The 13,554-nt window shown below is 59.5% G+C and carries 13 protein-coding genes; 3 read left to right on the top strand and 10 right to left on the bottom strand.

The genetic code is table 11. From position 1 onward, the window contains the following. Positions 1–312: 312 nt before the first annotated feature. Positions 313–1,311, top strand: a complete 999-nt coding sequence (locus S7S_RS16500; RefSeq protein ID WP_008733185.1) for a transposase — start codon at positions 313–315, stop codon at positions 1,309–1,311. 102 nt (positions 1,312–1,413) lie between these two features. On the opposite strand, the gene S7S_RS19380 is transcribed toward S7S_RS16500, so the two are convergent. Beyond that, a complete protein-coding gene (locus tag S7S_RS19380) occupies positions 1,414–1,713 on the bottom strand; it encodes a helix-turn-helix domain-containing protein (protein ID WP_274544727.1) in 300 nt (99 codons plus the stop codon). Between the two features lie 351 nt (positions 1,714–2,064). On the opposite strand from S7S_RS19380, the gene S7S_RS16495 reads away from it, so the two are divergent. After that, the gene (locus tag S7S_RS16495) at positions 2,065–3,915 is read left to right on the top strand and encodes a 3'-5' exonuclease (protein WP_008733186.1); all 1,851 of its coding nucleotides are present in this window, start codon (positions 2,065–2,067) and stop codon (positions 3,913–3,915) included. Between the two features lie 130 nt (positions 3,916–4,045). Here the strand turns inward: S7S_RS16495 and S7S_RS16490 are convergent, their stop codons facing one another. From S7S_RS16490 to S7S_RS16480, 3 genes are read right to left on the bottom strand one after another with little or no spacing between them, the layout of a single operon-like run. Beyond that, positions 4,046–4,456, bottom strand: a complete 411-nt coding sequence (locus S7S_RS16490) for a hypothetical protein (protein ID WP_008733187.1) — start codon at positions 4,454–4,456, stop codon at positions 4,046–4,048. Further along, positions 4,453–5,130, bottom strand: coding sequence for a hypothetical protein (locus tag S7S_RS16485; protein WP_008733188.1), 678 nt, complete (start codon positions 5,128–5,130; stop codon positions 4,453–4,455). Before S7S_RS16485 ends, S7S_RS16490 begins: the two co-directional genes overlap by 4 nt. After that, entirely contained in the window at positions 5,124–5,666 is a 543-nt protein-coding gene (locus S7S_RS16480; protein ID WP_008733190.1) for a hypothetical protein, read from the bottom strand. The genes S7S_RS16485 and S7S_RS16480 overlap by 7 nt, the downstream gene beginning before the upstream one ends. 185 nt (positions 5,667–5,851) lie before the next feature. On the opposite strand from S7S_RS16480, the gene S7S_RS16475 reads away from it, so the two are divergent. Next, positions 5,852–6,187, top strand: coding sequence for a helix-turn-helix domain-containing protein (locus S7S_RS16475; protein ID WP_035202966.1), 336 nt, complete (start codon positions 5,852–5,854; stop codon positions 6,185–6,187). 132 nt (positions 6,188–6,319) lie between these two features. On the opposite strand, the gene S7S_RS16470 is transcribed toward S7S_RS16475, so the two are convergent. From S7S_RS16470 to S7S_RS16445, 6 genes are all read right to left on the bottom strand, one after another. Then, positions 6,320–7,606, bottom strand: coding sequence for a PQQ-dependent sugar dehydrogenase (locus tag S7S_RS16470; protein WP_008733194.1), 1,287 nt, complete (start codon positions 7,604–7,606; stop codon positions 6,320–6,322). Continuing rightward, the gene (locus S7S_RS16465) at positions 7,603–8,031 is read right to left on the bottom strand and encodes a DUF2231 domain-containing protein (RefSeq protein ID WP_008733196.1); all 429 of its coding nucleotides are present in this window, start codon (positions 8,029–8,031) and stop codon (positions 7,603–7,605) included. The genes S7S_RS16470 and S7S_RS16465 overlap by 4 nt, the downstream gene beginning before the upstream one ends. Positions 8,032–8,231: 200 nt before the next feature. After that, the gene (locus S7S_RS16460) at positions 8,232–9,485 is read right to left on the bottom strand and encodes a lyase family protein (RefSeq protein ID WP_238582907.1); all 1,254 of its coding nucleotides are present in this window, start codon (positions 9,483–9,485) and stop codon (positions 8,232–8,234) included. A 128-nt stretch (positions 9,486–9,613) separates the two neighbouring features. After that, complete coding sequence (locus tag S7S_RS16455; protein WP_008733200.1) at positions 9,614–10,420, bottom strand: alpha/beta fold hydrolase; 807 nt, start codon at positions 10,418–10,420, stop codon at positions 9,614–9,616. A gap of 30 nt (positions 10,421–10,450) precedes the next feature. After that, positions 10,451–11,518: an alpha/beta hydrolase family protein gene (locus tag S7S_RS16450; RefSeq protein ID WP_008733202.1), complete on the bottom strand. Its 1,068-nt coding sequence runs from the start codon at positions 11,516–11,518 to the stop codon at positions 10,451–10,453. Next, positions 11,515–13,554 carry an ABC transporter ATP-binding protein gene (locus S7S_RS16445; RefSeq protein WP_008733204.1) on the bottom strand — a complete coding sequence of 680 codons (2,040 nt, stop codon included), beginning with the start codon at positions 13,552–13,554 and terminating at the stop codon, positions 11,515–11,517. The genes S7S_RS16450 and S7S_RS16445 overlap by 4 nt, the downstream gene beginning before the upstream one ends.

Below are 13,554 nucleotides of genomic sequence, written 5' to 3'. Positions count from 1 at the left end.
AAATTTCTTACAGGTGCTGTAAGAGATCGCTGATCCTGTTGCTAATTGACGATAGATCTCACCCTGTGACTGACAGTGCCTATCTCGAAATAGTCTTCGTGATATGCCGCGTGCGTCGTTATTGGATAAAAGCGCGTGCGTCCTAATCTCTGTTAGGGCTTAATAGTTTTTACGATTAAGGAGAAGAATATATGTTCGGCAAATCTAGGACAGGCACTAATTGGAGAATGTCTTACACGAAGAGAGGCCGATCTCCTATAAATCTGTCGGATTCGGGTTGCTACGGTACGTCATGGTTCAAGGAGGAACGCCATGACAACCCCAAGATCCCAGCAGATATCGCTATCGGATACCCCGTACTACCACTGCATTGGACGATGCGTAAGACGGGCTTTTCTGTGCGGCCAGGACGATGTTTCCGGAGTAAGTTACGAGCACCGCCGAGCCTGGGTGCAGGAAAGGCTTGCGCTGCTGACCGAGGTCTTCGCCATTGATCTCTGTGCGTATGCCATCATGTCGAATCATTATCACTTGGTGCTACGTATCAACCCTGCAAAATCAGAAGATTGGTCAGATGAAGAGGTCGCTGCGAGATGGCTGCGTCTCTTTGCTGGGCCTCCCATCGTTCATAACTGGCTGGCAGGCCACTCCCCGGATGACGCTACCGCGACCCGTGCGAGGGAAGAGGTGCAGAAATGGCGAGCCAGGTTGTCCGATCTCAGTTGGTTCATGAAATGCCTGAATGAATACATCGCCCGGCGCTCCAACGAGGAAGATTGCTGCACAGGCCACTTCTGGGAAGGGCGCTTCAAGGCCCAGCCTTTGCTGGATGAGGCCGCCGTGCTGCGTTGCATGGCGTATGTAGACCTGAACCCTGTGCGAGCAGGCATGGCCGTGACGCCGGAAGCGTCGGAATACACCTCAATCAAGCAGCGTATCGAGGATCTGAAGGATAATGTCCAGGTCGAGGAAGGCCCGCAATTGATGCCCTTGTCCGGGAGTGTTGAGCAAGAGCAGGAAGACACGCTGTTATGCGGTTACCGGCTGCTGGATTACTTGGAGCTTGTGGACTGGACCGCGCGTGCTGTGCTGCCAGGTAAGCGCGGCGCGCTGGCGGAATCTGTGCCATCTATTCTGAGGCGTCTGGGTATCCCGCACGCCGCCTGGTTAAAGTATATGGCGCCACGACCGAATAGTAGGATGGCGGCCGTTGGTAGTGCTCGGGCGTTGCGTCAGTATGCAGATTGTACTGGCAGGAAGTGGGTGCACGGGGAATGTATGATCGCGGGGCCTCGTATATTGGCTAGGTAGCTCTTTGCATGGTGGAACCAATACCTCTGGCCATCTGGGTAGGCCACGCTACCCATCACGGGCGCGGGTTGCCCCAGCAGGCAGATTCAGACATAGGCGTTCTCAGAAATCATTGCTGATCTCCGGCTTGTTCCGCCCTGGGCTTGCCTGGCCCTTGACGATCTGTTCTGACACGGCCAATAGAAGATCCCTGGCGTTGAGGCGCGCAGAGGCCTGCCCTTCGTTGGGCAGGGTGAGGAGAATGGGGAGGTCAAGCAGCGACAGGGCACTTACCACCAGCTCGAAATCAATGTGAGGCGGGCCTTTCTCCAGCGCGCTGATGTGCCGGCGATCAATGCCGCCCAGACGTTCACCAAGCCCCGCCTGGGTCCATCGACGCGCCTTGCGGGCGTGCGCGACCAGGTGGCCAGCGGTCAGGAGAGCTTCCTGTACTTGGCATATGGAGAGGCTGCCGGGCTAAATAGTGCGGGGTACGGGTGTTAAAATGCTCTTGCTTGGCAGATTTTTGCATTTGGACGAGCATTACTGTCATTTTCAAGTGCCTGGTGGGCGCCAAACCGCTCAAGATCTGAATAATTGATCGCTAAAACGCGCATTTAAGGTGGGACAGAGATAAAAGCCAATGGCCAGAATAGCGTTATAAGCCTGAGAGAGTGCGACCAGGTGGAAGAGAAATAACCAAGGTATTACTTAATAATAAGTAAATCGGTATCGGGGCCGCTGTGCCAAAGAATCAAAAGAGGCAGAAGCACTATGGCGACAGTTATTCCCAGTCTGAGCACCATCCGGAACATGACCAGTGGGGAGCGTCGCCTAGGGCGGCGGCTGGAAAGTCTTCTGGAGGATGATTACGCCGTTTGGTACGACATCCCGCTGGGCAAGCAGCGCAGATATCCCGATTTTATCGTTCTTCACCCAGGGCGCGGTCTGCTGTTTCTCGAGGTGAAGGACTGGAAACTGGATACCATCAAAAGCATTACACCCCAAACGGTGCTGATTGAAACAAGCACGGGCCGCCAGACGGTCAGTAATCCGCTGGAGCAGGTGCGCCAGTATGCGCATGTGGCGGTGGATCAACTGCGCCGTGATCCTCAGCTGGTGAATGCCGGCGGGCGGTATGAGGGGCGGTTAGTGTTCCCGTATGGATATGGTGTGGTCTTTCCCAACATCACCCGCAAGCAATGGAATGAGGCGATTCCAGAACAGGATCAGGAGCTGGTATTGCCGCCGCACCGGCTTATCTGCAAGGACGAGATGTCCACAGTGACCGATCCGGAAACATTCCAGACTTACCTCTGGGATATGTTCGAGTACCACTTCGGAAATAAACTGACGGTGCCACAGATGGACCGCATTCGCTGGCAGCTATTTCCTGAGGTAAGAATCAATGCGCCACAACAGGATCTTTTCGGCGAGGATAAAGCGGCTGAGGCAGACAAACCCTCCTACGATTATGTGCCGGACATTGTGCGGGTGATGGATCTGCAACAGGAGCAGATGGCCAAGAGCATGGGCGACGGGCATCGGGTGGTACATGGTGTCGCAGGATCCGGGAAGACGTTGATTCTTGGCTATCGGTGCCTGCATCTCGCGCGGGCGGTCAGCAAGCCGATTCTGGTGCTTTGCTTCAATATCGCGCTTGCGGCGAAGCTGCGCGCTTTCATTCAGGAAAAAAACATCGGCGACAATGTGATGGTGCATCATTTCCATGAATGGTGTGGCCTGCAACTCAAGACCTATAATCTGGACGTTCAGCCAGGTGAGGAACCGTACTGGGAGCGGGCGGTAACCAGCGTTATCCAGGGCGTAGACAAGGGCCATATTCCCAGGGCGCAGTATGGTGCCCTGATGGTCGATGAGGGGCATGACTTCGATCAGAGCTGGCTAAAGCTGGTAGTGCAGATGATCGATCCGGATACCAACTCCTTGTTGCTGCTGTATGATGACGCGCAGTCAATCTATCGTAAGAAATCATTGAAGTTCCCGCTTTCCAGTGCCGGTATCCAGGCGCGTGGTCGGACCACTATCCTGAAACTGAATTATCGCAATACGCGAGAAATCCTTACGTTTGCCTATGAGTTCGCCAAGGATTTCCTGCAGGCGCAAGAGGCGGACGAGGATAATGTTCCTTTGATTGCCCCGGAGGTGGCGGGCGCCAGTGGTCCCGCACCGGTCTTCAAGCAGTGCGATTCTGCCCAAAGTGAAGCAAATTATATAGCGCGCTGTATAAAACAGTGGCAAGCCCAGGGCCATGCGCTGAACAGTATCGCGGTGGTCTACCCACAACACTGGCAAGCCGAGCTTATCCAGAAGCAGCTAACAGCCCTGGGCGTACCCTGCACATGGCTAAAAGACAATATTCAGAAGAAGAGCTATGACCCGGCTGCGGAGCAGGTGGTGCTGCTCACCCGGCAGAGCAGCAAAGGGCTGGAATTTGATACGGTGATCCTGTCGGGCGTTGGCAATTTGAATGACGACGAGGAAGAAATCGAGCGTGAGGTCCGGTTGTTGTATGTCGGGATGACACGCGCAAGGCGTCATTTACTGGTAACGGGGGCAGGGGGGAACTGGTATATGGCGCAATTCAAAGCGATGACGGGCTGATCGCGATATAGACAAGAGTAAAAGTGGTAGGGGCCAGGCTACTGAATAGCGCCTGGCCTTTTTTATGATAAATAACAGATATTCTTTAGGGCCAAATAATTCGCAGAGAAGTAGACGGAAATTCTGCTGACTATCCATGAGGTTGCTGGCTATCTAATCCTATCTTGGTCTCTTTAACGCACTCCCACACAAGAAGCTTGTAAAGCAAATCCGTCTCCATATCTCCTGAAGAAAGTGCTGCTGCCAGTTCCAGAATGGCATCCGCTCCTTGCTCCGGCTCCTGATCTTCAAGCTTGAAACCTAGTGCGTCAAAGTAGTGTGCGTACCGGTTATCCAGATCCGCCAGGCGCTCAGTAACGGCTTTATGAGAGGGGGCCTCGAGCGCAGCCTGTCTGGCCAGGCTTGTCAAATTCTTCCCGGTAACCTGACATAGGCCAAAAGCGGTATTGGTGTAGAAGGCACCTGACAAATCCTTCTCTTGCTCATAGGCAGATACGGGTAGGGCCACGGCCAGAACAAGCGCGCTTAATATCCCTCTCATTCTTTATACTCCCCAATCGCTTCGGCCATACAGTAGGTGCCAATCAAGGCGGCATATTCTGCTGGTAGTGTCTGTGCGGCCTGAAATTCCTCGTAAAGCATTGATGCCTGTTGCTCGTGTGACAGATCAAAAGAATAACCATGACCCTGCCATAAGAATTGCATGGAGCGCATAAAGCTATGCCTGTCTTCCTGAATGTTCTGCGACACGGTATTTTCATAATCCCGGCATACGGAAGCGAGTTCATTGAGCTTGCTGGCGCGCTGTATGCGGTTACGAATCCTGTTGCAATCCTGTTCTGGAAGCAGTAGCAGGCCCAGGCCGGGCAGGTTGCCGGTAAAAAACTGGAGAGCAGCTGCGGCTTCGCTTTGAGACGTGGTGTTGGCGATGGCTTCTACCATTTCCTCATATTGGGACAGGTCGGACAGGTACTCGGTGACGAGAATCTCATAGCCTGGTCCAATTCTGGCCAGAATTGCATTAGCGATAGCTTCCCTGATGTAAATCGCCTTGCCTCGCTGGGTAAGCCTGGACGTGGCTTCCTTGCGGGCCTCCTGGGCAACAAATGCCATGTAGTCGCATTCCAGGGGCCTTTGTTCGGCGTGCGCCAGGCCAAACACGGCTAATAACGACAGGCCGAGCAGGAAGCGGTGTGTTTTTCTGATGCCTACCATCCCTCGAGCTCCATTTCGTTAATCAAATCTCTGAACTGCTGTTGTGGCGTATTGCTGCGTTCTTCCAGCAGAGCGATCGTCGTCGCCATGCTGATGACGAAGAAAAGTGTGACGCACAAGCCGCTCCATAAGCGTTTTCGGTAGCCGTATTCTTGGCGCTTCCACGCATAGAAGGGGTAAGCGATGCCCCATATCAGGCAGGTGGCGATAAACCAGATGAAGGGCCCCGTGCTGGCCGGAGCGGGTTGCAGTGAACGGGCCTTACGTACTTCCAGCGCGATGAAAATGGCTGTTAGTCCGATACAGAGAAAGATCATCGTATTGGTAAGCAGCAGTCCCGCCTGGCTGTCCGGCAGCCCACTGACGATGACCAGTGCAAGCAGACCGATGATGATGGGTGTGCCAAGAATGCTCCCGCCGAACCCTTTTGAGAGTTTCACGGGTGAATCCAGCGATGAGCCGCAATGTTTGCATTTCTGGGCCACGGCAAGGATCTCTTCGCCGCAGAAATGGCAGGATTTGGTCTCTTTATCCATTCTTCCCTCTCGTTCCATCGAATATTGGCCGGGCGCGGCGTCGTCGCACCGCATTACTCAGGCTGTGTGGTAAATCTGAATTTCGGGAGTATCGTATTTCTGTACTTATAAAGTCAACATAGGCCGTACGACAGGAGTCTGGCATTTCCTTAGTTTGGTGGGGTGAGTTCCGTGCTGAGGCCCCGATGTCAGGATTTCCAGAGCGTTTGAAAGCGGCTCGGCTGCGGCTGGGGATGACCCAGGAGCAGTTGGGGTTTGAACTGAATGTCACCAAGGCATCGGTGTCGGCGTGGGAAAACGGCCGTGAGGCGCCCGGGTTCCGCCTGCTGCCACGGTTGCGGGAAATACTGGGTATATCTTTGGATGACCTGCTTTGCGGTGCAGAGCCGGGTGGGGGTACGGCTGAACCGCGTTACTTGTATGGCGCGGAAGTACGTAATGAGGCGGAAGCTGTTTTGCTGAAGTCCTTTCGGCGTCTGTCGGCCAAGCGGCGCCAGGCTTTGCTCGACATGATCGAGTAGCGCTTACTCGCATGCTCCCGCGCTGCCAGACCTGATCTCCGCGCCTGGGGCAGAACCGGAACTGCATCGCTATTGCTGGACTTCAGGACCAGCGCTTCTTCGGGGCGCAGGGGCGCCCCGAAGCCTGCGACATCATTCCTGCTCCGGCACCACCCGCCAAACCACATTGGCCAAGTCATCCGCCACAATCAGCGCCCCACGCGGGTCCACCGCCACCCCGACAGGCCGCCCGCGGGTCTTGCCATCCTCCCCCAGAAACCCGGTCACAAATTCCACCGGCTGTCCGGCCGGGCGGCCATCGCTGAAGGGCACAAAAATCACTTTGTAACCCACCGGCTCCTTGCGGTTCCAGCTACCGTGCTCTCCCACAAATGCACCGTTGGCAAACTCGGCGCCCATGGCTGGCGTGGAGAAGTCGACACCCAGCGCGGCAACATGCGACCCGAGGCTGTAGTCCGGTGCAATTGATGCGGCGACTTTGGCTGGGTCCTGGGGCCGGACGCGCTCGTCTACATGTTGGCCCCAGTACGCATAGGGCCAGCCGTAGAAGCCGCCTTCACGAACCGAGGTGAGGTAGTCGGGCACCAGGTTCGGGCCGATTTCGTCGCGTTCGTTGACCACGGCCCAGAGTTGTTCTGTCTCGGGGTGGATGGTCAGTGCAGTGGGGTTGCGCAGGCCAGTGGCGTAGGGACGGTGTGCGCCGGTGCGGGCGTCGATCTCCCAGATCATGGCGCGGTTGGCTTCGGCGGTCATGCCGCGCTCGGTGATGTTGCTGTTGGAGCCGATGCCCACGTAGAGGAAGCGCCCGTCCGGGCTGGCGGTCAGGGCTTTGGTCCAGTGGTGGTTGATCTCGGAGGGCAGGTCGGTGATTTTTTCTGGCGGCCCGCTGGCCTGGGTCTGGCCTTCACGGTAATCGAATCGCACCAGGGCGTCCTGGTTTGCCACATAGAGATTGTTGTCGACCAGTGCGAGGCCGTAGGGGGCGTTGAGCTGCTCGGCGAAAACGGTTTGTGTTTCGTAGGTGCCGTCGCCATCGCTGTCGCGCAGCAGGGTCAGGCGGTTGCCGCTTTCCACTGAGGTGGTGCCCTGTGATTTGATGTAGCCGGCGATGACGTCTTTCGGTTTCAGGGCGGGTGCGTTGCCGCCGCGGCCTTCGGCCACGAGGATGTCGCCGTTGGGCAGCACCAGGGTCTGGCGCGGAATTTTCAGGCCGGTGGCGATGGCGGTGATGGTATAGCCTTTCGGCACGGTGGGCAGCCGGTCGCCCCATTCGGCGGGTTCGGCGATGGTCATGCTGGGTAACAGGCCGCGCTGGGGTGCCGGCAGCTCCGGGTTGGCGCCGTACTGTGCCGGGTCGGGGTCGCTGCCGCAGGCGCTCAATAACAGGGTGATGCTGGCCAGGGTGAGAAGGTGTTTCATTGTGCACCTCCTGTGTGATGGCCGCAGAAGCCGGCGGCCGTGGCGGCGCAGGCGAGGGCGGTGACAAGCACGGACAAGATCAGGCCGGTGGGCATCATTGCCCATGCATCGCGGGCGTGCACGAGGGCGTTGATGAATCCAAGCACCCAGGTGGCCAGCAACAGCAGCATATACATCCATGCGCGTGCGTCGCGGCGGTCGGTGCGGAACAGGCCGATGATGGCGCACAGCAGTGCGAGGCCGGCGAAGACGAGCGCGCCGGCGATCAGCCAGGAGGCGAAATTGCTCCATTGGATGTGGTAGCTGGTGGTGTAGGCGATGTCGCTGAGGGTGGCGCCCAGGAACAGCGGCAGGGTGCCGGCGAGCAGGATGGCGTGCACCGGGTGCAGGGTGGTCGGGTACGTTCGGTCAGCAGTGGCAGTCACGATTATTCTCCTCGTTGTTGATTGAGTGAGACGCTCATCACAGGAGGTTGTGAGCCACGTTACAGTGGCATGGCCGATGCTAGCATTTCTCCGGCACGTCACACTTTAGGCTTTATGTTTTCTTTGCTCTGGTAGGCATGAGAGGGTGGCAGCGGGCAGGCAGGTGATGTGTAACGATGGAATGGGAGCGGGACGAGATGCTAGTTCTGAACTACTTCAGGATGATGCGCCCGGATTTCGTGTGCCTTGGTATGAGCTCTTTGTGCCTGCTGTCTTGCGAGGGCAACACAGTCGCCAAGATAGCTTTCCGGATTCAGTGCCGAATGAACCTGCTCTGGCGTTAACAGGTTTTGCACGCGCGGGTCGTTGTTCAACACATCACCCAGGGTGCATCCGGTGCGCTGTGCGGCAAGTGCCGACTCGTGCACCAGGTCATGCGCAGCCTGCCGCCCCAACCCCTGCCGCGCCAATGTCATCATCATATTCTCGGCAGTGATCAACCCGTTGCTTAATCCCAGGTTGGCCCGCATGGCAGCCGGCACGATGCGCAGTTTCTTCAGTAGTTCTTCAAACGCTCCCATCATCTCAAGCGCCAACGGACAAGCCGTATCCACCGCCGCATAAAGCATCTGGCTGGACGCCGCATCACCTTCGTGGCTGACCTGGCCTGCATCCAGCGCGAGTGTCAGTTGCGCCCGCAACTGCGCCGCCAGCGCAATCACCTGCACCGACAGCTTGGGGTTCACCTTCTGCGGCATGGTGCTGCTCCCCACCACGGCATCGCCCAATTCCTCATAGATTTCGCCGTATTCCTCCGACATCAGAACGAATAATTCCTGCGCGATCTTGGAGCAAGTGCTGGCCAGTAAACCGAGCAGCAGGATGTATTCCACGACATGGTCGTAGACCGACCGGCTGGGCACGGCAAAGCACCCCAGCCCCAGCCTCGCTGCCAACGTTCGTTGCAGCGTCTCCCCCTGGCCGTTGAAGGAATGCCAGGCGCCCACCGCTCCGCCAAAAATCAATGTGAACACTCGCGGCGTCGCTTCGCGAAAGCGGGTTTCGTGGCGCAGCAGTTCGTCAATCCAGGCAGCCACTTTAAAGCCGAAAGTGATGGGCAGGGCGTGCCGGCGTTGGGTGCGCCCGGCCATCACCACGGTGGCGCCTTGCTCGGCGTGGCTGGCGAGGGCGTCCAGGCAGCCGGCAAAATAATCGAGCAATATGTGGTGGGCGTTGCGCAGTAGCAGCACTTCGGCGGTCTGCATCACGTTCTGGGTGGTGGCACCCCAGTGGACGTAGCCGCCGGCATCGCCCTGGCAGGCGGCTGAGAGAAATCGCACCAGTGACACGATAGGCGCGCGGGTGACGGCCATGTCGTCAAGCAGCGCCGGCAGATCAAGCTGATCGAGTTGGCCGCGCCGCGCGATTTCTTCGGCGGCGCTGGCCGGGATCATGCCCAGTTCGGCCTGGCTGTGCGCCAGTGCCACTTCGATATCCAGCCACGTCTGGATTTTGCGGGGCAGTGCGAACAGGGCTGCGGGTGGTTCTCGGTCGGTCGTCATGGCGCCTGCTCGCGGCCGGGTCAGTGGGAAACCAGGAAATCGGTGAGGACGGCGTTGTAACGGCAGCCGTCTTCGATATTCGGCGCGTGGCCCAGCCCTTCGAAGACGCGGTGGCGTACATCGGCGATGCCTTCAAGAAGCGGCGCGGCTTTGCTCAGGGGCGCCACGGTGTCCTGGTCGGCGGTGAGCACCAGTGTGGGGGCGCGGATCAGTGCCAGGTCCGGTTTCAGATTGGCGCGCTGGATGGCCAGTGCGGCGCGCCCCATGCCTTCGGCGCGGGCGGTGGCGGCGATGCGTGCCACTTCCCTGAACACAGCGTCGGGGGTGTCGGCGGGGAGCATGCCTTTGGCGCGGCGCTCGCCATATTGTTGCGCGGGCATGTCGCTCAGTTCGCGCAGGCGTCGTTGATAGCGTTCGTCGGCTTCGTTGCCGCCGGTCAGGCCGTGGCCGGGATGGGTGCAGGAGAGCACGAGCCGGTCAACAAGCTCGGGGCGCAGCATGGCCACGCGCATGGCCACCAGCCCGCCCATGGAATGGCCGACCAGATTGATCGGTCGCTCGGTGATGTGCTCGATGAATGCGATGGCGGTGTGGGCCAGATCATCGAGGGCGTCGCCGCCGGGATCGGAGGCGCCGTACCCCGGCGCGTCCCAGGCCCACATCTCCAGTTCGCAGTCGAGGGCGTTGAGCTGGTTCAGCCAGCTTTCGGCACTGCCGTTGAGACCATGGAAGAACACCACGGGAATGCCCCGCCCGGCGTGCAGGTAGCTGAGGTTGCCGTGTGACAGGCGGAGGCTGAGACGGTCTGTGCCGCTAATGGAGTTCATAGGCTGTCCTGCTGTGTGTCGATGCATGCTTCAGAACGGTGACGCTTCGCCGTCGCCGGAGCCTTTCAGGAGTTCACGGGTGCGTGCGTCACGTGTGTCGGGAGTGCGCTCGCCGTCCCGCTTGAGCGGGAACAACGGTTCTTCGGCCTTGCCTTCCAACAGATAGCGTGCGCCGGATTCAGCCATTTGCCGGCCGCTGTGGCCGATGCCGTAGACGGTGCGAAGTTCCCAGTTGTAGGGCGTGTCCAGTTTCTCGGCCCACTGCTGATTGATGGCGTAGAAATTTCGGCCCTTGGCCAGCCGGTGAGGACCTTGTGCGCGGGCGATCTCCAGCCGGCTGAGCAAGCGGTGTGAGGGATCGTTGTCGGCGGTGCCGAGCATGATCACCAGATGATGCGCGTAGGCGGCTTTCAGGTCTTCGGGTTCGATGCCGGTGTTTTGCAGGCCGTAGCGCAATGGCAATGTCCAGTCCGGGAAGGTGTAGTTGCCGGCGTTGGCGGCCACGGCGGTGCGCACTCTCGCCTGCGGGTAGAGCATGATCATGCGCGTGACAAACTGCGCGCCGCTGCCGTGGCCCCAGATGTCGTATTGGGTGGCATTCAGGCCGAAGCGTTCAACCAGTTGGTCAAAGGCGCGGTCGACAGCGGCGAAAGACGATTCTTCCGGCGGGTTGCGGCGGCCTTTGCTGGCGTCGGTGGAGGAGGAATCGGGCGACACCCAGTTGCCGGTCTGGTAACCCCAGCCGGTGGGGAAGTCGGCTTGCGAGACTTCCGGTGCGACCACCAGCACGTTGTAGCGTTCTGCGTAGCTGCCCCAGGAGTCGCGATAATTATCGGCGTCACGCGCGCCGCCGTGCATGACCAGCACCACCGGGGTGTCCGGGGTAATGCGTTGCGGGCGCGCATACCAGAGACGCATGTTGAGCGGTTTTTCTGCAGTGCCTGCCTGGACCACGATGGCGCCGTAGCGATCAAAGGTGTCTGGGTGGGCGTTGTCCTGTCCGCTTTCTGCCAGATCGGCGGTCGGGTCGGGTGGTGTTGCCTGGCAGGCGGTGAGCAGGGTGAGCAGCGCCAGTGTCAGTATCGGCAGGGTTTTCATAGCGCGGATTCCTCCGTTTTATTGTTGGGGGAGGGTGCAGGCGATGTTGCGTCCGCCTTCCAGCATTTCACCAGCGTGTTGTCGAACATTTCGAGCGCAGGGGCGACACGTTGGCAGTGGGCATCGGCGAGCGGGCAGCGCGGGTGGAACGGGCAGCCGCTGGGCCGGTTGATGGGGTTGGGGAAATCACCGGTGAGGCGCGGTTCGGGGACGTCCAGTTCCGGCGCAATGCTGAGGACGGAATCCAGCAGTGCGCGCGTGTAGGGGTGTTTGGGACGGGCGAGCACCTGCTCGCGGTCGCCGCATTCGACGATTTCACCGAGATACATGACTGCGACCCGGTCGGCCAGGTGTTCGACCACGGAAAGATCGTGGGTGACGAACAGATACGTCAGATCCAGTTCGTCGCGCAGGTCCAGCAGCAGGTTGAGAATTTGCGCCTGGACGGAGACATCCAGTGCGGAGGTCGGTTCGTCACAGATGACGATTTCCGGGTCAAGAATCAGTGCGCGGGCGATGGCCACGCGCTGACGCTGGCCGCCGGAAAGTTGATCCGGAAAGCTGTTGAACACGCGCGGCGGCAGGCCGACGTATTCCATCATGCGGTGTACTTTCGAGCGGCGCTCCGTTTTGCTGCCAATCTGATTCACGGTCAGGGGGCGGCCGATGATTTCGCCGATGGTCTGGCGCGGGTTCAGGGACGAATAGGGGTCCTGAAAAATCGGCTGTATCATGCGCGCCCGCTGGCGTGCCGGCAGCGACGCGACAGGCTGGCCTGAGAGCGTCACGCTGCCGCTGTCCGGCGTTTGCAGGCCCATGATGGTGCGGCTCAGTGTGCTTTTGCCGCAGCCGGATTCACCGACCAGCGCCAGCACTTCACCGCGCCGGATATCCAGGCTGACGTTGGCCAGGGCGCGCAGTGTTTTGCGTTTGCCGAACAGGCCCTGGCGGACGGAAAAAGTACAGCTGACATTATCCACTTTCAGCACGCTTTCCTGCGCCGGGCGAGGGGGGGGCGTGTCGCTGGCGTGTTCGCTGTCGCCGAATGAAATGCCCCGGGTTTCTTCCGGGTCGTGGCAGACAAAGCGGTGCGCCTCGCCCAATGCGCGCGTCGGTGGCGTGTCGGTCAGGCAGCGGGCGACCGCACGCGGGCAGCGCGCCGCGAAGGCGCAACCCTGAATATCGCCGGTCATGGACGGCACCACGCCGGGGATGGAACCGAGGCGGCGCGCAGCGGCGCCGCGATAGCCGGGCACGCATTCCAGCAGCCCCCGGGTATAGGGATGGCGCGGTGCGTTGAGCACTTGCTCGGTGGTGCCGGTTTCCACCAGATCGCCGGCGTACATCACGGCAATGCGATCGGCGGCGCGGGACACGACACCCAGGTCGTGGGTAATCAGGATCATCGACATGCCCAGCTCGGTTTGCAGCTGGCGCAGCAGGTACAGAATCTGTGCCTGGATGGTGACGTCCAGTGCTGTGGTCGGTTCGTCCGCGATCAGCAGTTCCGGCTCGTTCATCAGCGCCATGGCAATCATCACCCGCTGACGCTGCCCGCCGGACAGTTCGTGGGGATATTGCCGGAGACGGCTGGCCGGGTCCGGCAGGCCCACTTTTTCCAGCAGCTCGATGGCGCGCCGCTGTGCCTGGGCGGCGGAGACGTTGCCGTGCAGGGTCATGGTTTCGGTGAGCTGGCGGCCGATGGTGTAGACCGGGTTGAGGCTGGTCATCGGCTCCTGGAAGATCATGCCGATCTTGCGTCCGCGCACCTGGTGGGCCAGTTGCTTTTCGCTGACGGCGCTGAGGTCTGCGCCGGCAAAGTTGATGCAGGCTGCCGTGCGCTGTGCGGCCGGGGGCAGCAGGTTCATCAGCGCGAGCGCGGTCATGGATTTGCCGGAACCGGATTCACCGACGATGCCCAGCGTTTCGCCACGGCGGAGTTCAAGGTCGATGCCGCGCACGGCCTTGAGTGCGCTGCTTTCGGTGGGAAGGGTCACCGACAGGTCGCGGATATCGAGCAGGGTTTCGGTGCTCAT

Origin of the sequence: Isoalcanivorax pacificus W11-5 (assembly GCF_000299335.2) — a bacterium.
Classification (GTDB): Bacteria; Pseudomonadota; Gammaproteobacteria; order Pseudomonadales; family Alcanivoracaceae; genus Isoalcanivorax; species Isoalcanivorax pacificus.
This window is presented reverse-complemented; position numbering and strand designations above follow the sequence as displayed.